General features: G+C 42.3%; 15 protein-coding genes. 8 read left to right on the top strand and 7 right to left on the bottom strand.

The genetic code is table 11. The features are described from left to right. Positions 1–78: 78 nt before the first annotated feature. Positions 79–2,697, top strand: coding sequence for a [protein-PII] uridylyltransferase (gene glnD / locus ACH784_RS05415; protein ID WP_404393963.1), 2,619 nt, complete (start codon positions 79–81; stop codon positions 2,695–2,697). A gap of 8 nt (positions 2,698–2,705) precedes the next feature. Further along, positions 2,706–3,533 (top strand): 2,3,4,5-tetrahydropyridine-2,6-dicarboxylate N-succinyltransferase, encoded by an 828-nt coding sequence (dapD, locus tag ACH784_RS05410; protein WP_404393961.1) that lies wholly within the window; start codon positions 2,706–2,708, stop codon positions 3,531–3,533. Positions 3,534–3,603: 70 nt separating this feature from the next. On the opposite strand, the gene ACH784_RS05405 is transcribed toward dapD, so the two are convergent. Genes ACH784_RS05405 through ACH784_RS05390 form a run of 4 tightly spaced genes read right to left on the bottom strand, consistent with a single transcriptional unit; the run spans position 3,604 to position 5,706 of the window. Continuing rightward, entirely contained in the window at positions 3,604–4,191 is a 588-nt protein-coding gene (locus ACH784_RS05405) for a hypothetical protein (protein WP_404393959.1), read from the bottom strand. Position 4,192: 1 nt separating this feature from the next. Further along, positions 4,193–4,633 (bottom strand): flavodoxin, encoded by a 441-nt coding sequence (locus ACH784_RS05400; RefSeq protein WP_404393957.1) that lies wholly within the window; start codon positions 4,631–4,633, stop codon positions 4,193–4,195. Continuing rightward, positions 4,633–5,367 carry a tRNA pseudouridine(65) synthase TruC gene (gene truC, locus ACH784_RS05395; protein WP_404393955.1) on the bottom strand — a complete coding sequence of 245 codons (735 nt, stop codon included), beginning with the start codon at positions 5,365–5,367 and terminating at the stop codon, positions 4,633–4,635. Before truC ends, ACH784_RS05400 begins: the two co-directional genes overlap by 1 nt. 12 nt (positions 5,368–5,379) lie before the next feature. Next, a complete protein-coding gene (locus ACH784_RS05390; protein ID WP_404393954.1) occupies positions 5,380–5,706 on the bottom strand; it encodes a YqcC family protein in 327 nt (108 codons plus the stop codon). Positions 5,707–5,846: 140 nt separating this feature from the next. Here ACH784_RS05390 and ACH784_RS05385 point away from each other — a divergent pair, with 140 nt between their 5' ends. The 5 genes from ACH784_RS05385 to ACH784_RS05365 all read left to right on the top strand — a co-directional run bounded on the left by ACH784_RS05385 (position 5,847) and on the right by ACH784_RS05365 (position 10,004). Then, positions 5,847–6,875: a DUF3549 family protein gene (locus tag ACH784_RS05385; protein ID WP_404393952.1), complete on the top strand. Its 1,029-nt coding sequence runs from the start codon at positions 5,847–5,849 to the stop codon at positions 6,873–6,875. Further along, the gene (locus ACH784_RS05380; protein WP_058030532.1) at positions 6,875–7,177 is read left to right on the top strand and encodes a DUF3301 domain-containing protein; all 303 of its coding nucleotides are present in this window, start codon (positions 6,875–6,877) and stop codon (positions 7,175–7,177) included. Before ACH784_RS05385 ends, ACH784_RS05380 begins: the two co-directional genes overlap by 1 nt. A gap of 558 nt (positions 7,178–7,735) precedes the next feature. Next, entirely contained in the window at positions 7,736–8,137 is a 402-nt protein-coding gene (locus ACH784_RS05375; RefSeq protein WP_404393949.1) for a DUF3019 domain-containing protein, read from the top strand. Next, a complete protein-coding gene (locus tag ACH784_RS05370) occupies positions 8,137–8,817 on the top strand; it encodes a response regulator transcription factor (protein ID WP_404393948.1) in 681 nt (226 codons plus the stop codon). The genes ACH784_RS05375 and ACH784_RS05370 overlap by 1 nt, the downstream gene beginning before the upstream one ends. Next, positions 8,814–10,004 (top strand): ATP-binding protein, encoded by a 1,191-nt coding sequence (locus tag ACH784_RS05365; RefSeq protein WP_404393947.1) that lies wholly within the window; start codon positions 8,814–8,816, stop codon positions 10,002–10,004. Before ACH784_RS05370 ends, ACH784_RS05365 begins: the two co-directional genes overlap by 4 nt. On the opposite strand, the gene ACH784_RS05360 is transcribed toward ACH784_RS05365, so the two are convergent. From ACH784_RS05360 to ACH784_RS05350, 3 genes are all read right to left on the bottom strand, one after another. Beyond that, positions 9,988–10,833 (bottom strand): MipA/OmpV family protein, encoded by an 846-nt coding sequence (locus tag ACH784_RS05360; RefSeq protein ID WP_404393945.1) that lies wholly within the window; start codon positions 10,831–10,833, stop codon positions 9,988–9,990. The two genes, ACH784_RS05365 and ACH784_RS05360, sit on opposite strands and share 17 nt — an antisense overlap. A gap of 254 nt (positions 10,834–11,087) precedes the next feature. Continuing rightward, positions 11,088–16,943 carry a S8 family serine peptidase gene (locus ACH784_RS05355; protein WP_404393943.1) on the bottom strand — a complete coding sequence of 1,952 codons (5,856 nt, stop codon included), beginning with the start codon at positions 16,941–16,943 and terminating at the stop codon, positions 11,088–11,090. Between the two features lie 499 nt (positions 16,944–17,442). Further along, positions 17,443–19,260, bottom strand: coding sequence for a hypothetical protein (locus tag ACH784_RS05350; protein ID WP_404393941.1), 1,818 nt, complete (start codon positions 19,258–19,260; stop codon positions 17,443–17,445). Between the two features lie 2,112 nt (positions 19,261–21,372). Between ACH784_RS05350 and ACH784_RS05345 the strand changes: the two genes are divergently transcribed. Beyond that, positions 21,373–21,582, top strand: a complete 210-nt coding sequence (locus ACH784_RS05345) for a hypothetical protein (RefSeq protein WP_404393940.1) — start codon at positions 21,373–21,375, stop codon at positions 21,580–21,582. Positions 21,583–21,915: the final 333 nt, after the last annotated feature.

Below are 21,915 nucleotides of genomic sequence, written 5' to 3'. Positions count from 1 at the left end.
GCTCGCAATTCGAAGCAACTTAGTGTAAAACTGATAAAGCGCTCATCAATTCAATTGATACATAATCAGGGATATTCCGTGGCATTACCCAATAAATTAAAAACACTTCTTGATTCAGCGAATACGCTCGAAGATTTTAAAGACTGTTCGGCTTATTTTTATAAGTGGCTCAGTAATGAATTCTCAAAGCAGCCAGTAAAGTACCTTATCCGTGCTCGAGCTGAGTTTGTCGATTTAATGCTACAAAAACTCTATGTCATAACCGAACTGAATCGTCATGATGATATTGCACTCATTGCTGTCGGTGGATATGGTCGTGGAGAGTTACACCCCTACTCTGATATCGACTTTTTGGTTTTAGTTAGAAATGAGCCCAATGAGCAATTAAAAGAGTCTCTTGGCCAGTTTGTCACTTTCCTTTGGGATCTGGGTTTAGAAATTGGCCATAGTGTCCGTACACATGAGCAAGTCTTAGAACAAAAAAAACAAGACGTACATTTTACTACCAGCTTACTTGAGTGCCGCTTGATCAGTGGTAATGAATTAGAATTTGAACGCCTAAAAAGTCATATTATCGAAACTCCCATTTGGCGCTCTGAAGAGTTCTTCATTGCCAAAGTTGACGAGCAAAAAATTCGTCGTAAAAAATGTCATGGTACTGCGTACAACCTCGAACCGAACGTAAAAGAAAACCCGGGTGGTTTGCGTGACCTGCAAACAATATTCTGGGTGGCAAAAAAGCACTTTCACGCCGAAACACTTCGAGAGCTAATCAGTCACGGTTACCTCACCCATGAAGAGTATCAAGAGCTGCTGGAGTGTATAGAAAATCTCTGGAATATTCGCTTTGCTCTGCACCTCGCTGCGGGCAGAAACGAAAACCGCTTATTATTCGACCACCAGCCTCATGCCGCAGAATTACTCGGTTTTGGCTCTGAGGGTAAAGCGTCTGTTGAGCGTATGATGAAGCGTTTATTTAGGATCATGAGTCGTGTGCGCGAAATGAACCAGATGCTACTGTCTTATTTCGAGCAAAGTATCTTAGTTGACCAAGTTAAGCATCAACCTCAACCGCTCGATAAAAACTTTGAGCGTGTGGGCAACCGTATTCAAGTCACCGACCCTTCGGTTTTCTTCAAACGCGAACACATTTTTGTGTTATTTGAGCATATTGCTGATAACCCAGAAATCACTGACATTGAACCCAATACGCTTAGAACCATGCGTCAGGTTCGTCGCCGTTTATTAGGTGATTTGCAAGATTACGCAGGATGTAGAGACGCCTTCCTACGTTTAATCAAACACCCTAATGGCATGGGCCGAGCTTTCACACTGATGCACAAACACGGCATAATTGCGGCTTATCTGCCCCAGTGGCGAAATATTTTTGGACAGATGCAGTTCGACTTATTCCACGCTTATACCGTAGATGAACATACTCACAAGCTGATCAATAACATCTATAAGTATTTCGACAAAAACAAGCAAAAAGACTTCCCTATTTGCTCAGAAATTGTCACCCGCATGGACAAACCCGAGCTGCTTTATCTTGCCGGTATCTTCCACGATATTGCCAAAGGCCGCGGTGGTGACCATTCTGAGCTTGGCGCGGTTGATGCCAATACATTCTGTAAAATGCATGGTTTTAGTAATTCAGAAGCGCGTTTAGTGGCATGGTTGGTTGAGAACCATTTATTGATGTCTGTGACTGCTCAGCGTAAAGACATTAACGACCCGAATGTGATTGCCGAGTTTGCCTCTCATGTAAAAAATGAGCGTCAACTCGATTACTTATATTGTTTAACTGTTGCCGATATTCGCGCCACTAACGACAACCTTTGGAATGATTGGAAAAACACCCTGCTACGTGAGCTGTATTTACATACGCAACGGGCTTTGAGAGCGGGTCTTGAAAATCCAATGGATATGCGCGACCAAATTCGCGATAAAAAGCAACAAGCCAAACATCGTCTTATTGAGCTGGGTTTTGAAGAAAACCAAATTGATTTTATTTGGTCTCGTTTCAAGGCTAACTACTTCACAGCCTTTAGCGAACAGCAAATCTCTTGGCAATCTGAGCACTTACTCAAAGTAAAAGACTTGAGCGACTTCAGTGTCGTCGTTGGTGAAAAACCACTGCATGGTGGTACACAAGTGTTTGTTTATAGCCCGTATGAGGCCAGTTTATTCGCCAAACTCGTCAGTGTGATCGGCTCTAAAAAAGCGCAAATTCAACACGCGCAAGTTATGACAACCAAAGACGGCTTTGTGGTGTTTAACTTTGTTATTCTTGAACAAGACGGCGACCCTGTGTCGATTAACCGTGCTCGCTCTATTCGCAAAGGCATTGAATCATTACTACAAGATCCGAAGAAAAAGATCAGAGTGAAGAAAAACCGCTCTCATCGCTTTAAAGATTTTAATATCAAACCTAAAGTGATTGTGCGACCGCATGCGCGTGAAAATCGCAATCTCATAGAAATTCAAGCCATCGATATCCCCGGTTTATTGACCAAGATTGCTGAAGTATTTCAGGCGAATTCACTGCATATTCATGCCGCACGTATTACAACGGTCGGCGAACGTGCAGAAGACTTTTTCGTCATTTCAAATAAAGATTATCAAGCCCTCGATGAAGAGCATAAAGTGAAGCTTCAACGAGACTTAATGAAAAAATTAAACGCAGAAACAAATTAGAGGAAACTATGTCAGATTTAAAAACCATCATTGAACAAGCATGGGAGCAACGTGATGGCATTACTCCTACGCAAGTAAGCGACGAAGTAAAAGATGCAATCATTCAATCGCTTGCATTGTTAGACTCTGGTGCTGCACGTGTTGCTGAAAAAATCAGTGGTGAATGGGTTGTGCATCAGTGGCTTAAAAAAGCAGTACTGTTGTCTTTCCGTATTCGTGATAACCAGCCAATGAGTGATGGCGTAAACCAGTTTTATGACAAGGTGCCACTTAAATTTTCTGACTATACGCCAGAACAATTCCAACAAGGCGGTATGCGCGTAGTACCAAACGCTGTAGCTCGTCAGGGCAGCTTTGTCGGTAAGAACGTGGTACTAATGCCTTCTTATGTGAACATTGGTGCTTACGTTGATGAAGGCACTATGGTTGATACATGGGCTACTGTTGGTTCATGTGCACAGATTGGTAAAAACGTGCACCTGTCTGGTGGTGTAGGCATTGGTGGTGTACTAGAGCCATTACAAGCTAACCCAACTATCATTGAAGATAACTGTTTTATCGGTGCTCGCTCTGAAATCGTTGAAGGCGTCATTGTTGAAGAAGGTGCGGTTATTTCAATGGGCGTGTACATTTCTCAAAGTACGCGTATTTATGACCGTGAAACGGGCGAAATCCACTACGGTCGCGTACCAGCTGGTGCCGTTGTAGTACCTGGTTCATTGCCTAGTAAAGATGGCTCTCACAGCCTTTACGCAGCGATTATTGTGAAGAAAGTTGACCAGCAAACCCGTGAAAAAGTAGGTATTAACGCCCTACTTCGCTCTGTCGATGAGTAATCTAGAAAAATAAAAAAAGGCCGCAATCATTGACGATTTGCGGCCTTTTTTATTCGATTTTATGAAGAGGTTAGTTACAACTTAAGCCTTGAAGATCATAGTGCTTAAACTGCCTTTTATTATTTTCAGTAAAGCTGATGGTGAGTTGCTCTAACGGCTCGTAGCTTTCAATGGCAAGCGCTTTACCAAGCCACGGTTCTTTTGCCACCGCTAATAGCGTATAAAACCCAAATCCTTTATCACACATAATATTAATATCGTGAAATGCAGTGAGTAGCTTACCCGGTGCTTGGCTCTGAATACTGATATTGGCGTGCTCAATGTAGTTATTAGCCTTGGTACCATTAAACACATAATAAACCGAAGTGATACTGAGCATAATCACTTGTACAGAGGCTACAAACATTAAAGGCAGCACTGCTAGTTTAGCTTTACTGCTCACCTCATTGTGTTTCACAAAATAAATAAGTAACCAACAACCGGCAATGACCATGACTAACTTCAGCGGCACCAAAAACACGCTGAAATAGTACATGAGCTTTTCACTGCCCCACTTTAAGCCAAATGCATTTTCAAACCAGCTACTCTCAATTGCTGGCAGCACAATTAAAATACTGCTGAGTAATAATACCCATTTAAATTGTTGTAACTTCGACATATTAAAGTGTTTTTTGCCAGTCCGTTAGCCAAGTTTCAACCACTTCCCATGGTTCAAAATACTCACACGCATCCACATCTAGACGCGGTGAAGTTTGCTCTGCATTCAATTCTTGTAATAAAGCATCGACTTGCTTGCCCGCGCCACAATAGGTGTCACCGTAGCTTGAGTCGCCCAAGGAGATCACCCCCGCTTTTTTTCCTGTTAACATCGGCGACTGATTTCGCAACTGCATAATCAATGGCTCAATGTTATCTGGCAGGTCGCCTGAGCCTGTGGTCGAGGTAATAAACAAAATCACTTCAGCGGCTTTTACATCATCGATGCTTGCGCTTTCAAACACACTCACTTGATGTGACGATGACAAAGCGCCTTGCACCTGCTCAGCCAAATTCTGTGCATTGCCATACACACTGCCTACAAAAATTGAAATTGATGCCATTATTGATAATCCTGTTCGCTGCTGGGCCACCCCAACTGCGCACAGATATTTAGCATCTCTTCGCCTAGGTTAGCCCGAATGGTAATTTCTTGTTTTGTATAAGGATGAACAAACTTTAACCGAGTTGCAAATAACATTAAGCGCTGTAAACCAAAGTGCTCATAAAAAAAGTGATTATGCTTGTTATCACCATGGTTCACATCACCCAAAATAGGATGTGCTAAATGCTTTAAATGACGACGAATTTGATGCTTTCGGCCGGTTTTAGGAAAACACTCCACCAGCGAATAACGAATGCTCGGAAACTTACCAAAAGGAATAGGCAAACTTGCCTGATATAAACAGTTAAATTCTGTTTGCGCTTCTTGCGGCGCTTTATCTTGATCGGCAAATTTGTCGGCGATTTTATCTAAATGCTCTTTTAAAGGCCTGTCTAGATAAACATGCTCTGGCGCAAAGCCTCGCACTAGTGCTAAATAACGCTTCTCGATTTTGCCCTCAATGAATACTTGGTTCATGTCTCTGGCTGCTTCAGAGCTCAGTGCAAACAACAAAATACCACTGGTAGGACGGTCTAATCGATGCACCGGAAATACGTGCTGACCTAACTGATCACGCAACATTTGCATGGCAAATTGGGTTTCGCGTTTATCTAAAAATGAACGATGCACCAATAAGCCCGAAGGCTTATTAATCGCCACATAGTTTTCGTCTTGATAGACAATCTCAAGCATGATCTTTCTCTTTTAATTCTGTTGTAAGCTTTCGTCTAACTTGGTCAGTAGACTTAAAATCTGCGGATATTGTGGGTGAGTGGCAAAGCTCATTTCAGCCATGGGCGCAATCGACATATTGGCAGGTAGTGCCATGCCTTGCTCTATCATCAAGGTCATTTTAGGAATAAACACAAACTGCAACCACTGCTCAAATGTCATCACATCACAACAAAATGGCGCGGTAGAATTTAGCTTTTCAGCCTCAATGCTTTCACTTTGCCAAAGCTTGGCGATGCGTAATACCGCTTCGAGCTCTTTCAATAAGGTATAAACTGCTTGGTATTGGGCGTGACTCATCAAACCGACTCTTTGTAGACTATTTAAAACCCGCGAATTATAGCCCAGCTAACTTCTTTACAGTAGCTTTACGGCTTCGCTTATCAAGTGCCGAGAAAATCCGTATAATTCGGCTAATTTAAAATTTGCATGAGCGAACTATGACTGCGCATATTTCTACTTTAGGTGATCTTCTTAACACAGCTGGCACACAGTGGCGTGTTTACGACATGGGTCGAAAAATCACTAAAATTGATAAAGCCCTATTCAATCAACTTGAAAATGGTCAGGTACCTTACCCTTACCCGCTTGCTGGTCATGCCCTGATCGCCATTCAATTTTGGGATAACCAAGCCACCGCTGATCCGTATGTGTGGTTTTTAAAAATGCCCCTTGATGAGCAAAGTAAGTTAGTACTTGCAAGCCGTGACCACTTCGCAAATATGGTACTTGAAGCATTAGGCACTGAGTTAACTGGCGAGCAAGCCGATGGTAAGCTAGACAACAACCCATATGTGTTTACACCCAATGCCAATAAACTTGCTGCGTTCAATGCACTATTAAAAACTGAATTAAAGCGCCCTGCGTCTCAGTATTATGAGTTTACCGAACAGTTTTTTGCTGGCAATTTAACAGACGACGCGTGGCAAAGTATTGCAGTACAAGGCTTAGCTGACTTTGCCTTTAGACTCGACCACGGCCAGAACAGCGCAAACCTCGCTAAAACTTGGACAAACTTACCGCAAGAAGTTCAGCAACCTTTAAGTGCCATGCTAGAACATGTTGAAATTAACACCCAACTTGCAGAACTATTCTTCACGCAATGCGAACAAGCCATCGCAGAAAATAATTTAAACCTATTAATTAACAACATGCGTGCGCTTTCAGGTAGCAAAGCACAAGGGTTAAAATCTCAATTAGTCGAGCAAGTACTAGCAAGCGAGTTAGGCAACCAACCAGACGTGTTACTGACTCTAGCGGGGCGTTATTGGTTATGCTTTGAAAAACCAGAAGCCCTATTCAAGCTACTTGATTTAGCAGCTAATAATGAGCAAATGCCTGAGTTATTCCCAAGTATTTTTGCGGACTTAGTTGCAATTCCGTCACTTCGCCCACACGTACTAGGTATTCTTCGAGCAGAAAATCGCAGCGACACACTATCTCGTGCGATAGGTAGGTTATTCTCTTAATGGCAACTCTCTGGCTTTTTATTGTTATCGGCAGCGTTATCGGCTTTTTTTGGTATAGCCGTAAAATTGCAGAAGCCGCAAACGAACATGCACAAAGACAAGCAAAGCAATTACAAGTGCAGTTGCTCAGTGTCGCCTGTAAAAAAGTGCTACCCGGCATTTTAAAAAGTGGCCGTTTGGGAATAAAAAGTCAGTTTTTGTTTGAATTTAGCTCAGATGGCGAGAGTTTATATCAAGGTTATCTCTATCTTGAAAATGAAAAGCTGGTGCAAGCTGATATTCCACCGCATCGTTTGGGCTAACGCTAAAGCAACATATCTTCCGAGCAAGCTATAAAACCATGTAGCTTGCTAATACTAATCTCTTCAATGCCTCCCTTTTACCATTACAAGTGACTTCAAGTCTTAAATTTACAAGCGAATTCCTTGTTTCTGAAACCGTTTTATTTGTAGCTTTTTGTACGGATCAATTAACAAAACCGTAAGAATAGTTAACACTAGCTGCTCAATTTCAGTATCGAGATAAATGCAAACACTATTCAAATTATCTAAATAAACATGCATCGCAGCATAGTGCTTAAACTTAAAGGCAAATAAAAAGAATCAATAAAAGCCACTTTGAAAGCACTCAATTATTAGCAAGCGTTGTATGTAGTATATAATTTAAATTCTATGTGTTCGATTTCTGAAGTTGCATAAAAGAACAAGAATACTTATCCGCTTAACCAAGTGGACGATTTTAAGCAAGTTAGTAACAAAACGACATTTCGTAATTTTACAGCTCAATAAGGTAACGACCAACGCAGTTATGGTTAACAACAATCAGAAAAGCAAACAACATATTAATGGGGGGTCAGTTACATGACGCACCTCAACGGCGTTGCCTTGCTTTTATTTTTAATTAGCCTAACTGTGCTCCATTCTGAGGCCAGTGAAAACACTTCACCCTTTCTAAAAGTAACGCCAACGATTTGCATTATTGAAGGACAACAAAAAGTCTGCGAATTTAACATCACCATTAAATTGCAGATCACCCCTTATGAGCGCTTATGTCTTGTGATCACAAAGCGACCCGAGCTCACCCAATGTTTCGAAGAGCAGCAAGTTGTATCACAACAATTAACACTGAAAACCGCCATACCAATTGCAGTTAAGTTAATTAATCCAGAAGACAACAACATCGTATTACAGCAATTGCTATCAATCGCGAGTTACGAAGCGAAAAATTACAGAATAAAACGGCGCTTTGGTTGGAGTTTATAATGCAGCATCTATTTTTAATTGAAGACGATTTAAAGCTTGCAAACTTAATCAGTAAATTTCTGAACAAACAAGGTTATAGCCTTGATGTTTTTAACACAGTACACGCCTATTTAAACTTCGAGCAAACGGTGCAACCAACACTTATTATTTGCGACATCATGCTGCCAGATGGCGATGGTTTTGAACTGATGAACACGCTGAAACAAAAACACACCTGCCCGATTATATTTCTCACTGCATTAGACTCGGTCGACTCGCAAATAAAAGGGCTGAATATGGGCGCATACGACTACTTAGTGAAGCCCATAAAGCCCGAGTTACTGCTTGCCAAGGTGAAAAACATTATTGCGCACAATAACAAGTTAACCGAACCAGACGACACGCTTAAGATCGACAATCATAAGCAAGAAGTGTATTTGCTCGGCACCGCGCTCCAAGTCAATGAAAACGAGTTTGAGATCATTGCGTACCTTGCTAACAACGCACCAAAACCAGTATCGAGAGAAGTGCTTTTTGAACACGTAATTGGCCGAGAATACGACGGCCTAGATCGCGCCATCGATCTGAAAATCAGCCGTCTAAGAAAGAAAATCAAAGAGCTGCCGATAAGTGAAAGGATCAGCTTCGATATCAAATCAATTCGCGGCAAAGGCTACAGTTTGGATATCTCAAAACCATGAGGCAGCAATTTTTTAGGCTCTACTTAATTATCACAGTGAGTTTAATCGCCTTGGTATTAGCCTTTGGACAGCTCTACAACAGCTTTTTTACCGAACAACAGCCTAGTATCCAACTCAGTGTCAGTGAGCTTGCCCGCTTAGCGCAAAACAAACACAGTACGATTACCGAGCTAACCCAAGCCGATTTACTTTTGCCCGAACAACTGCAACACACTTTTGAACAAGACGGCATAATTTCGGTAGTAGAGAACACACAAACCGCCCTTTACCTCAAAACTGACAGCGAACTGGTGTTACGAATAAGTCCCATTGATTTAATCGAGCAAGATACCCACGACTGGTGGGCGTTTTTTAGCTTTTATACCCTGCTTGGCGTCTTGATTTTGGTTTTTATTCGCCCAGTATTTAAAGATTTGAATGTGCTACAAGCTGCAGCAAAACGCTTTAGTAAAAAACCGCAGCCTATAAAACTTGACATTAAATCCAGCTCTTCCATTGCGCCCTTAGCGCACACCTTTGTTACCATGTCTGAGCGTATCAACCGATTTATACAATTGCATGGTGACTTGTCTCGGATCTTATCTCATGAAATTCGCACGCCGCTAACCCGCATGCGATTTGCTTTATCGATTGCAGATTTACACTCAGAAGAAAACACTCAAATTGAACGAGATATAGAAGAAATTGAACTGAGATTAGAGCAATACCTGACATTTGCAAGGCTCGAACATCAGCATCATTTATTCAAACAACAGCCCTGCAATATCACAGAGTTAATTCACACCGAGATAGCAAAATTTAGCTTGTACAAAGAGCTTAACTTCTTGCCTGAATTGCAAACACAGAATGTGTTGTGTGAGCCCACTTTTCTCGGTATTGCCATTCAAAACCTGCTCATCAATGCCAGTAAATATGCCCAGCAAAACATTCATATCACCAGCACTGACAGCAGCAGCGAATACCAGCTCAGTGTGTATGATGATGGCCCAGGATTGCCCATCAATGCTGGGGTTCTGATCGAGCCTTTTCAGCAAGGTGAAAACGACAAATTAGCCAGTGGTTATGGTCTTGGTTTATATATTGTTCACAGAATAGCTGCTTGGCATGGCGGGACGGTCATGCTTGCCAATCATCCTCAAACAGGCGGGGCCGAGATAACCTTAAGTTGGCCTAAAAATGATAAGTGATCCCAGTAAACCCTGAAAAATAACCGTTTTTACTGATCATATGTGAGTTGGCTAAATTGCTGCCAAGCCAAGTGTGCTTTAAAGAAAAATCAAAACTAAGCTGCTCTGAGATTACATATTCATACGTTACTTTTACATGGTAGTTAATGTTGCTCTGAAGGGCATATTTGCGCAAACGCGTTTTACTCTCTTTCGGCGCAACCGTGTAATAGTACTCAATTAACTCACGGTTTTTGTAATTCGCACCGAGCTCGATCCCCACTTTGCCATAGTCAAACTCAAAGTCGCTATATAAGTTCACGAAGACTTCATGACCGTCGTGCACCTTAGTGACATCCTGCAAAACTGCGGTATTCACCCAAAGCCCTTGGTACAGGTTCAGCGCCCCAGAAAAGCCCGCCATGTATGATATATCACGTTGAATAGGAATTAGATTAATTGGCGTCGCAGAAGGGATTGTCGGCACACCAGGCCCGGCGGTTATCGCACCAGAGGCGAGTAACTTATCTACGCCATCTAGTTCGAAGAAAAACCCGTCATCGTTAAAACGGCCCAACAGATCAATGTAATATGTGGGTGTTTCATACAAGCTGTAGCCCAGCGAAAAATCGTTGAAGTACCAGTCTTCGCCGTAATAAGACAGGCTAGGTAAAATCGGAGTAGTCAGGTTTTCTGCATCTAGAACCGGGTTTTCAATACCACCAAAGCCCAGTGAAACGCTGGCATGTAAGGTCGATTTTTTAATAAATTGCCCCAGCTCAACGTCTGCTTGTGCCCAAGCAGTCGATGCACTGAAACAACATAAAAATCCACACCAGTATTTAACCAATTCTTTCACCTTTGAAACTTACTATGCGTTCGTATTCGTCGAATTAATCGAGAAGTAACCGCATTATACAAGCAATCACCTTATTTTCTTTACTTACTTCAAAGTAACACAAAGAGAAAAATATTAAATACCTTGTACATTTTGCTACAGAGGTAATCGTTGCCACTGCAGATTTGCAATCATTTATCTAAGAAACAAGCAGACATAAAAAAAGGGCCAAAAGGCCCTTTACTAGTAACATACCTAGAGGGAAATTAGTTACGTTTTGGGTTACGACGTCTTAAGCCTGCAAAACCAGCCATCAGCGCCACTAGCCAAGCTAATGAACCACTCGCATCGTCGTCATCAGAATCTGCTTCGGTTACAGACACTTCAACACTTTGCGAGACGCTTGTTGAGCCATCACTCACAGTCACAACATACAGATAGTCACCCGGCACTAATCCTGAGATTTGTGTACTCGCTTCATTTGCTGAAGCTATGTTACCCGGGCCCGTCCACTCGTAAGTCAGGGTATCTGCATCAATGTCTGTTGCAGTCACACTCAGCGTTGGCACTTGACCTTCACGTACATATAAGTGAGTTTCAGCAACTTCAATGACAGGCGCATCATTCACCGCATTAACCGTTAATGTAAATGCAGTTTGCGCAACCGCATTTGGTTCATCGGCATAAGCCACCATCACAGTTACATTAATATCACCATTAAAGTTCGCTTTCGGCGTCAGTTTCAGCATAGAACCAGACTCATGGCCCATCACTTCAACCTCTGCGTTTTCAGCCATCGCGCTGATGATAGTTTGCTTACCTAACTGGTTATCAAACTCAACCATCACTTCAGTGCTGTTATCTTCGTCCACCGATTGATTTGCGATTTCAGAGATAGCTAAACGCTCAGCTTGGCTTACCACTTTCACATTAACCGTTGCCGTAGATTCAAACTCACCGTCTGACACTGCGACAGTAAATACATGGTCGCCTGCACTTAGCCCAGTTACCTGAGTCACTGCCGATGATGGCGCTGCAATAGAGCCATTACCCGACCACTTAAAGCTCACGCTGTCACCGTCTGGGTCCATTGAATCTGACGCATCCAGAGTGATTGTATCGCCCTCAGTCACCACCATTTCAGTCGTAGCCACAGTTACCACAGGCGCATCGCTCACCCCAGTTACCGTTAGCATAAAGGTCGTGCTTGCCGCATCTGATGGATTCTCAATATCAGCCACCACAACCGTGACTTCAGTTTCACCGAAGAAGTTTTCGTTTGGTGTCACTGTTACTGTGTCGCCATCAACCGAGTAGCTAACATGCTCACTTTGCACTGAAATGGCATTTTTCGAGTTTTTCTCATCGATGTAATGCACATCAAAGCTCACAGGTGTTTCTTCAGCGGTCACCATGTCATCAAGTGCAATTACCGTGATATTACCCGGTACACTTAGTTCAGCCGTTTGCGTCATATCGCTTAAACCAGAAATACGCGCATTTGAAGTCACCGTTAAATTTTGACCTGCCGCAGAAGGTAATACTTCAGCCCATGCCGTTACTTCAAATTGAGATGATTCAGGACCCACGTAATCCATACAAACCACATAGTTGTCGCCTATCACTTCATCAAGATTGTTATACGCCACTTGCACACCACGATATTTATCTAGTGGACCACGCTCGTATTGTGCGCCTCTGAAACCTTGCAGACCGATACTGCCGTGCGGGCGTGTCGTACCAAAATCAATGTTGTCGTAGGCATAGTAAATTTCGTGCTCATTTTTACCGAAGCGTGTCTTAGTATTGAAGATCACCTCAAAGTCGAACGAGTTATCACGTTTAGTGTAAGTATATTTACCTGTTTCACGGTCAAGTACCGGATCGTCATAGTCCGCAGCGTTATCCCATTCGATAATACCCCAGCCTGTTGACGTACTCGCCAGTGAAATACCTTCGCTTGAAGATAACCCAACCGACATCACCGAGCGTAATAGACCTTGCTCACTGAACTCCCAACCACGCCATAATGGGCCCATGTTTTCATACGGGAATGACTCGTAAGGGAATGGGTTATGAACAGGGTAGAAATAACGGCTAGGGCCTAAGTTAACCGTACCCATACCGCGGATCTCTAAGAAGCTATTCTGAATATTTGTCAGCTCTGCGTTGTTATACAGGCTGTAAGTATCGAACGCGCCGTTAAAGAAGCTAGCGATTGGAATGATGTAACCATTTCTAAAGTTATATAGATTATTGTCATCAAAACCCGACAAGATAGGCATAATGCCAAACTCAGCGAGGTCAACATAACCACCTGGATTCGAATTACCAAAACTTGGCAAACGGCACATTTCGTCGGTTAAGTTATCAGTAACAATATAGTCAGCTTCAACATCACGCGTATCAGGCTGAGTACCTGTCACAACCACTTTGCCATCAACTACTTCAACATTGATTTCAGAGGCAGTCGAAACAAGCACGTTTTCTGGATTGACTTGAAGGCCTTCAGGCATGTTTAGCTCAAGGCTAAAGTCACGATCAAGACCCGAGTTATTCGCCAATACTTCGAACGTGTAAGGCACCATATCGCCAACTTTCGCGCCAGTTTGTGGCACATCTAAATGCGCTACATCTTTACCACGATTGATCTTAAATGGAATAGAGCCTAAGTTGCCCGGGTTAACCGCTGACGTACCTACATCAATTAGTGAGTAGTAAACGCCATCGGCATCAAACTCCATATCCCAATCAACTTGCATATCAACGGTGTGCATACCATCACTGCCTGGTAAACGCGCCGTCATGCCACTTGCAACCTCATCAGACACAACCGCAGTTGCAATCTTGAACGTTTCTTCTACAGCACCAACACTTGACTTGTTGCTGTTGTAAGCAACTACCCAGTAATCGCCCGCTTCAGGGTTGTTAATGTTACAGAAGTTACTGAAAATCTTATGATTTGATACACAAAGAATCTCATCTTGAGGCTGTACAATGCCGTCGTTATTATAATCTTTACCGATATAAATTAACGCGTTACCAACATTCAATGTGCCTTCTAATTCAGACTCCACGCCTACTTGCTCAGCAATGAAACGTTTGGTGTTTTCTGGAATTTGCACAAATTTAGTGAAAGTCGCTTCATCTAAAATGTCTTCCATAGCAACTTCTTCACCACGATTCATCGCCCAAGGGAAGGTACGTTCATCGTCTTTTGGCAAAGTCACTGTGGTGATATCGGCTTTCACTGGCTGATAGGCTCTTGCAACAGGCTCATCAACATTCGGTAAGATTAATCCTTTAGCAACATAAGAGCCTTTGTCAGAGTGCGCCGTTGTTTCTAAACGCGATGGTAAATCACCACGATCATACTTAAACGCCACTGGCCAATGCGCATCAGAAATACCTTCTTCTTGTGCTTCAAAGATTAAGTTTGTGTGTAATTCAACTTCTGAGTTACTAAACCAATCTTGCGTGTCCATAATCGACGCTTTAACAATAATGGTTTGCGTCTCGCCTTTCTTCAGAGAGAAGGTTTTCGGGAAGATCTCAATGTTTACGCCATTTTGCGCCGACTGAGAGTTAGTATCAAACGCCCAGTTCACCACGTCTTCATGACTTACCGACCATGTACCATCTTCAGTTGCGCGAATTGTTCTCACCCACTGACATTCAGGTGCACACGAGAAGTTAACCAAGTTCGGTAAGTTCAACTTATGCGGTGTACCGCCATTATATGGATCTGCCGCTAAGAAATTATCCGCCGTTTCATCCATCACAAAACCGGCTTTTGCAGCAAGAGCCACATTGATACGACCCGCACCTGCGCGGTAAATTTCAGCGGTATCAACCACATCATCTTTGTTATTTAAACGATGATATTGCACCACATTTTCCGCCGTCATTGACAACGCAGACTGAATTTCAGCCGCCGTCCAATCTGGGTGAATTTGGCGTAATAATGCCATCGAACCTGCAACATGAGGTGACGCCATCGACGTACCGCTGATCCCCGCATAGTCTTGACCATGAGGTGTCACAAACGGATGTTCATCAGAATACGCCGCATAAATGTTAACGCCCGGCGCCGCAAGGGTTGGTGCCAATACTTCGATATTCGAGAACGATGGACCACGAGAAGAGAAGTTCGCCAACCAATCAGCATCATCTTCGTTCACACGACGCTCAATCACCGTTGGGTTAATGGTGATCATATGACCTAGCTCTGAGTAGCTGTCTACCCAATCTTCTAAACCGTCATCTGGGTATACGCCATTCCACTGATCATAGGTAAAATGTACGCCAGGTAACGAATATGCTTCAGGAACCGTACCTTGTGAGCGGTCGCGGTTAAACATAATAAAACCATCTGCCCCACCCGCTTTAATGTGGTCAACTTTAGCAGTACGCGCATTCGCCGCGGCATCGGTTGGCGAGTGACGCTGACAGATAACAATGACATTGGTTGAGCCATCAGCAGCCCCCGGAATTTCAGAGCCATCTTTGAAGAAGTTGAAAGTATTTTCTGGATAATCTGCCGTACAGTAACCGTTGTAATCTTTCTCGCCATTCACATCAGCATAGTCTTTTGCCCAAACAACCACACCGGTGATTTCGGTATTATTGATTGCACCACCAACAAGACCCGTCGTCGACCAGCTTGGTACTTCAGAGCCCAACGACTCATCAATAAAGCCCGCATATTCAACTGCTGTTTCAACCGCAATAGAGCGGCCATGTGTGGTTGCTGCAACTTGTGCTAACCAAGGTGATGAGTTATCAAGATAGCCAAAACATTCAGCAGAACCACAAGCCTGACCACTATTACCCGCCGCTGCCGCAACATTAATGCCCGCTTCGCGCGCCGCTAAGAATGCCAACTGCACCGGATCGGCCCACACGTTTGAGTCTGCACCACCGATTGAGAAGTTAATAACATCAACGCCGTCTGAAATGGCATCTTCGATACCCGCCACCAGCGCTTCACCCGGGCAGCCCGCGTATTCGTTACTGCTTGGATAACAAACCTGATACGAAATAATATTCGCATGTGGCGCAACACCCGAAATTTCAGGGAATAGCGCTTCTTTTAACACTTTACCATTGGTGTCTTCGCCGTAACTTGGCAGCATATAAGGCACGTCTTTAACTACGTTACCCGCAGCCGTTGACGCAACATGCGAGCCGTGACCTTGGTAGTCTTCACCAATTGCAGGCCAACCGGGGATCATCGCATCAAACGCATCGGTGATCACATCGTAAGAGCGCACACCAATCAGTTTGCTATTACATTGAATTTCGTCAGGCTCTTGAACACAGTCACCCACATAATTGCCTTCGCCAAATGGGTTTGTGTGTTTATAGCCATCACCACCCACAGCCGCAAACGAAGGGTGATCTGAGTTAACACCTGTATCTATGATACCGACGATCTGCCCTTCACCTTTGCCCTTGATGCCATTTGGCACGCTTGTACCGTCCCACACTTGGTCTGCGCCAATGAGTTTTGGGCCTTCATCTGACAATAAATCGTATGTTTTCGAGCGCATCACCGACACAACCGAGCCAAGCTCAGCCACCGCTTTTGCTTCTAGCTCCGTCATTTTTACCGAGAAGCCATTGATGGCTTTGGTAAATTGGCGGCGCATTTCAGTACGGCCAGTCACCGCCGTAACGTGCTGCATCACCGTTTGCTGTTTGTTAAGTAGCTTGTTTTGATATTCAGATACCGCCGGGATCGTCGCTCGGCCTTGTTCGAATACTTTTGATACACCCTGCGATTTTAATGTGCGTGCCAATGGTGACTCAAAATCACGCGCTTCTAACGCCACCGCGTTGTCGCGTAAACGCACAATATAAATATGCTCACCGACTAAGCCTTCTTCTTTGAATTTTTTGCTTTGCGCGTTGAGCTGAACGTTTAAGCCGTCGTTTTGTAACATGCTGCTCGCGTCGCCTTGGTGGATCTCTTGGCTTAACGCTTTCACTTCAGCAAAGGTGATATTAGGTGCCTGTAATGTATGTTGTTGTTTGAGCTGGCTGTCGATGCCCGCTGCGTGTGAAGCCCCTGCGCTGTAAATAGCAACGGCAATCGAAACTGCCACTTTCTTCAACTGCATAAGTTTCCCCTGTTAGTTAATTAGTATAGTTATCAGCACACCTTAAAATTCCATTCGGCGGCTGTGCTTACTATCTAATCACAGGGGTAATCTGTACCTAGAACACATTTGTGTAGCCTTTTGTACACACAATTAACAAAAGCTTTACTCTAATTTTTAACCATGAAAATTAGTATTTAAAAGAGAAAGATAGCGTTATGTGGTTATGCTGAGCGTGACGAAAAAAGAAAATGAAGGGTTGGAGTTGAGGTAGGAAATAAGCCGCTAGCGGGTGGGGTGTTTTGTGATATATGAGATTAAACTGGTCTGAGCAAGGGGCGAGTTATGGTGATTTTTTGGGGTTAGAGCTGGAAGATAAATAGCATAAACCTCAAATTATTAGGTGGTAATAATTTGAGGTTTTGAGCAAAGTAATAGGTTTTTAATTGTAACAAGGTGAATAAGCCAAGCAGAGGCCTGTTAAATTGCACCAAGCAAGACCTACTCCCTCATTCTTAAACTACAGCCTCTTATTGTCATCCAATCCAATAATATAAAAATCAGCACCAGACGACCGTATTGCATTTTCAGCGCTAACTAGGAGCACATCTAATTGTGTCTTAATTTTATTTCCTGAATTTGTCAAATATACACTTTTTTGTGTATGTGGTTGAACCACTACAACTCGGGTTCTGGTATATTTGTTATCTTTTAACGAGTCAACAACGCTAAAAAAATCTTCTGCTTTTGCAGTATTTCCATCTAGCCAACACCCTTTATAATTAGAGGCTTCATGACGTTTCTTTAGATCTTCAATTAACGTTTTCCGAGAGCTGTACCTTAGATTTTTCACTGCTTGATTAAGTACTACATCGTGAACACCTACAGAGATGTTGCGATTAGGTGAATCTCCTTTTGCTGCTTTTACATGTATGAGTGAAATTAAGTGCATATTCTTGTGTTCAACATAATGGATAAAGTCTGCTTTTTCACCTGCTCCATCATCGCAATAAAGCCAGCCTTTTGGATTTTCTGTTGTATTAAACTCTTCAGAACTAAGCCAGTTTCCATTCCAACGTTTTTGAATCCAACAAAACAAAGATTTTTCTTTGCCAATATTTTGTAGCTTCGGTTTCTTTGGGTCTATACCTGGTTTTTCTTTTTTAATATTATAATTTTCATAATCTGCCCACAAAAACTTATTGTATTCAACATCTTGATAACCAGTTCTAAATACCATGCCATTTACTATTGCATGCCCTGACTCAAACCAACATTTAACTAAATCTGGGTAGCTAAAAACTCGTTTGTATAGTTCAAAGTGTTTTTTAACAATTGGATTTTCAGACTTGACCTTCAAAATAGCTTTGTAATCATCTACTCCAACTTCGAGAATGATATCCCCCACACGTTTATCCTTGTGAAAAAATTCAAGTGCTATATCACTATCGTTAAGTGTTGGAATTAATTCTGCTCGGTATTCATATTGTAATTTTTTAAGAAGTTCTTTTCTGTATTGCCCATCCTCTTCTGGTAAGAAGTCATAATCTACCAAGGAAAAATCATACGGACATTTAAGATCTGCTGGATGTGATATAGGGTAAGAAAGTATACCTATTGGACTCTCGGATTCTTGGTCATTTTCAGTTAAAGTATCAAGTATATCAATCACTCTATTTTCGAAAGTAGCCCAGTCTTTACAAGGCCCTCTCCATATTGATGATTTAAAAGGGTTTATACCAATCGAAACTTTAGTTTTTTTACCCCAAAGCTCGGTACGAACAGCAGACATCATATATGATTGATCTATTAGGGGGTCTAATGTATCAGCAACACTTTTTCCACCTAAAACTTTTGAATCTGCTTTAAAGTTATCTCGACCATTTATCCCCGAAAGCCACAACATCTTAATTTCATCTTCATTGATAAAATTACCATTAAGTTTACCAATTGGTATTGGAAATAAATTTGGCAACTGTTGTTTACCAAAATAGTCTTTGATCGAATCTTTCTTTCCTTTTTCAGAAAAGTAAAATGCAAAATGGTCTCGTACACAAAAACTTACAAATACGTGATGTTCTAAATCTTTTAAATCTAAATATTTAGCCCAGCTAGGTGTCTTTGATAAGCTGTAAGGAGTTATTTTAGCGATACCTATTTCACCTATTTTTTCTACAACAGTAGAACCAATAAGCATATCCTCTGAATATTCATCATGTATGATTTTTATTATGTTTTCATGAATAGTACATGGTTCAGAATTATCTGACTTAGCCCCTAATAAAATTGATAGATATGGAGCTACATTATTTTTTTCTATTTCTAAAATTTGATCCATGTACTCACCTAAAAATATAATAGTTTTTTCATAGAACAACACCTGACTCTGCCAGTGCGGAATTAGATATCACCACTCCAAATTTCGCTAACATTATATTTATAGTCTTTTAAAATCAATACATTGAGGGCAACTCAAAAATAAGTAACAACATGAATATTTTATTTTTATCAATAAACAACATTTGTGAATGTGAGGCACTTTAAAACGCGATCAACTCAAAATGAAATTGATTAAATTAAGAAAATGGGCAATACAAAGACTTTCGACACGCAGCTACTTACGGACAAATAATAAACATTAACGAAATAATGAAGTGTGAAAAATTAAGAAAAGAAAAATAAAACGCCAGAAAAAACTAAGGCGCAACATAAGTCGCGCCTAAAGTTGACAACATCCATGAGAGCTTCCAAAGCCTAAATCCTGTTTTATCTTCCGCTGAATGGTCGTCTTCCATAGACAACCAAAAATCCATTTAAAATCCTATACACGTCCTGTGTTCCAAATATCCTAAATCCACTTCGCAAAATCCTATGCGCTCCTAGTACACCCTGTACTCCATCCTCATCCTAGGTGTTGTCCTAACACCTTAAACCATCCTAGTTACCGCTTCACCCATCTTTGGGCTGTCCTCACACTCCTGTGTGTATCCTATTCCTGAGTGCAACACCGTTACACCTCATCCTGAGTATCCTGTTGAGCTTCTTGCCCTAGCACTTAATCCATAACCATGTGCTTTTTCCGTTTTTCCTATCCCTTTGCCTTCCTGACATGATTAAGTTTACGGTAATTTGCCGATTGCTAAAGCGACTTACGGCAATTTATTTATTGTCACATTATTTTAAAAATAAGATATTCTTTATTTTTCATAAACTTAAAAACAAAGCACAGCGAAAGCGAAGTGTTTAAAACACCAAAGCCCACAACCATATGGGAAATGTCTCACAGCTAATTTTCCGATCTGTCAGGTTCGGAGATTGCTGATTTAGTTACGACTGTTTGCTTTTTCGCTAAAACAGCCACTGAAAGTTAGAAACCCGACATAAAGTCGGTGCTACCGAAGAAACATTGAAGGTTAAAAACCAGCATAAAATCGGCATCACCAAAAAAATTATATACACAACCTCAAACCAAGCAGCCCTATGCACAAAACCAACAGGCAGCGCCTTTTCCCTTTTATCACACCCTGAAAAGAATTAATTGATGAGTAATGCGCTCGCATGGATGCGAGCCAAGCCATGCTTGTACATGGATGTACCTTCATGGCGTGTACGTTCATATCAATTTATTCTTTGAAGGATCTAGTGTGATGAAGGGCGCCGTGGGGTTCCAAGGGGCGGTCGGCGGCAACCGCCCTTTGGTTGCCGTCGCCAACGCGACAAAGAGTAAAATTGAAGGCAGCTTTTAAACCTGTCGCGCTAAAGCACGACCTACAAAATGAGCTCTTCAAAATAGTGGCATGGATGCCGATAGGCAAAGGCTTCAGGGATGAGTTTCTGCTCAGTATAAAATTAAAATGCTTATCCGCACTTTGGCTGCCATCGCCAACGCGACAAGAGGTTAAATTGAAGGCCTGCTTCAAAAGACGACATTAAAAGCGCGATATAAAATCGCGCCTACAACAGTGCCTGCATTAAATGTAGGTCGAGGCTTTAGCCCGACAAAGCACAGAGCCAAAACTCAAAATGTCACCATAAATGACGACCTACAAAAGCGGTTAAAATTACTCACTTCACATTGCGCAAAACCAACAGGCAGCACCCCTTCCCCTTCTATCGAGCCTGAAAATAAGCAATTGATGAGTAATGTTAGCGCATGGATGCGCTGCAAGGCTGATTTAGTCCATGGATGGACTATTCAGCCGTTTACGTTCACATCAATTGCGTATTTGAAGAAACAGCGAGATAGAGGGGCGCCGTGGGAGTCCAGAGGGCGGTCGGCGGCAGCCGCCCTTTGGTTGCTGTCGCCAACGCGACAAATAGTAAAATTGAAGGCAGTCTTTAAACCTATCGCGCTGAAGCACGACCTACAAAATGATCTCTTAAAAATAGTGGCATGGATGCAGACAGGCAAAGGCTTCTGGGATGAGTTTCTGCTCAGTATAAAATTAAAATGCTTAGCCGCACTTTGGCTGCCGTCGCCAAAGCGACAAAGAGTAAAATTGAAGGCCCGCATCAGAAAACAACATTAAAAGCGCGATATAAAATCGCGCCTACAACAGCACCTGCATTAAATGTAGGTCGAGGCTTTAGCCCGACAAAGCACAAAGCAAAAACTCAAAATGTCGCAATAAATGACGACCTACAAAAGCGCTTAAAATAGCTCATTTCACCTTGCACAAAAGTAACCTTGCTGCACAACGTGTATTTTGCACGATAAGTCGGTGCTACCGAAAAGTCATTTGAGGTGAGAAACCCGACACAATTGAAAAGTTAAGAAAGAAAAACCAAACGCCAGAAAGAACTAAGGCGCAACATAAGTCGCGCCTAAAGTTGACAACATCCATGAGAGCTTCCAAAGCCTATATCCTGTTTTATCTTCCGCTGAATGGTCGTCTTCCATCGACAACCAAAACTCCATTTAAAATCCTATACACATCCTGTGTTCCTACTATCCTAAATCCACTTCGCAAAATCCTATGCGCTCCTAGTACAC

This window comes from Pseudoalteromonas phenolica (assembly GCF_044788725.1).
Classification (GTDB): Bacteria; Pseudomonadota; Gammaproteobacteria; order Enterobacterales; family Alteromonadaceae; genus Pseudoalteromonas; species Pseudoalteromonas phenolica_C.
The sequence above is the reverse complement of the archived record's forward strand: the minus strand, read 5'-3'. Positions and strand labels throughout refer to the sequence as shown.

What these genes read in the sequence shown, in the direction of transcription:
- dapD (WP_404393961.1), top strand. Translation starts at nt 2,706, where the DNA reads ATGTCAGATTTAAAAACCATCATTGAACAAGCATGGGAGCAACGTGAT.
- ACH784_RS05405 (WP_404393959.1), bottom strand. Translation starts at nt 4,191, where the DNA reads ATGTCGAAGTTACAACAATTTAAATGGGTATTATTACTCAGCAGTATT.
- ACH784_RS05400 (WP_404393957.1), bottom strand. Translation starts at nt 4,633, where the DNA reads ATGGCATCAATTTCAATTTTTGTAGGCAGTGTGTATGGCAATGCACAG.
- truC (WP_404393955.1), bottom strand. Translation starts at nt 5,367, where the DNA reads ATGCTTGAGATTGTCTATCAAGACGAAAACTATGTGGCGATTAATAAG.
- ACH784_RS05390 (WP_404393954.1), bottom strand. Translation starts at nt 5,706, where the DNA reads ATGAGTCACGCCCAATACCAAGCAGTTTATACCTTATTGAAAGAGCTC.
- ACH784_RS05385 (WP_404393952.1), top strand. Translation starts at nt 5,847, where the DNA reads ATGACTGCGCATATTTCTACTTTAGGTGATCTTCTTAACACAGCTGGC.
- ACH784_RS05380 (WP_058030532.1), top strand. Translation starts at nt 6,875, where the DNA reads ATGGCAACTCTCTGGCTTTTTATTGTTATCGGCAGCGTTATCGGCTTT.
- ACH784_RS05375 (WP_404393949.1), top strand. Translation starts at nt 7,736, where the DNA reads ATGACGCACCTCAACGGCGTTGCCTTGCTTTTATTTTTAATTAGCCTA.
- ACH784_RS05370 (WP_404393948.1), top strand. Translation starts at nt 8,137, where the DNA reads ATGCAGCATCTATTTTTAATTGAAGACGATTTAAAGCTTGCAAACTTA.
- ACH784_RS05365 (WP_404393947.1), top strand. Translation starts at nt 8,814, where the DNA reads ATGAGGCAGCAATTTTTTAGGCTCTACTTAATTATCACAGTGAGTTTA.
- ACH784_RS05355 (WP_404393943.1), bottom strand. Translation starts at nt 16,943, where the DNA reads ATGCAGTTGAAGAAAGTGGCAGTTTCGATTGCCGTTGCTATTTACAGC.
- ACH784_RS05350 (WP_404393941.1), bottom strand. Translation starts at nt 19,260, where the DNA reads ATGGATCAAATTTTAGAAATAGAAAAAAATAATGTAGCTCCATATCTA.
- ACH784_RS05345 (WP_404393940.1), top strand. Translation starts at nt 21,373, where the DNA reads ATGCTTAGCCGCACTTTGGCTGCCGTCGCCAAAGCGACAAAGAGTAAA.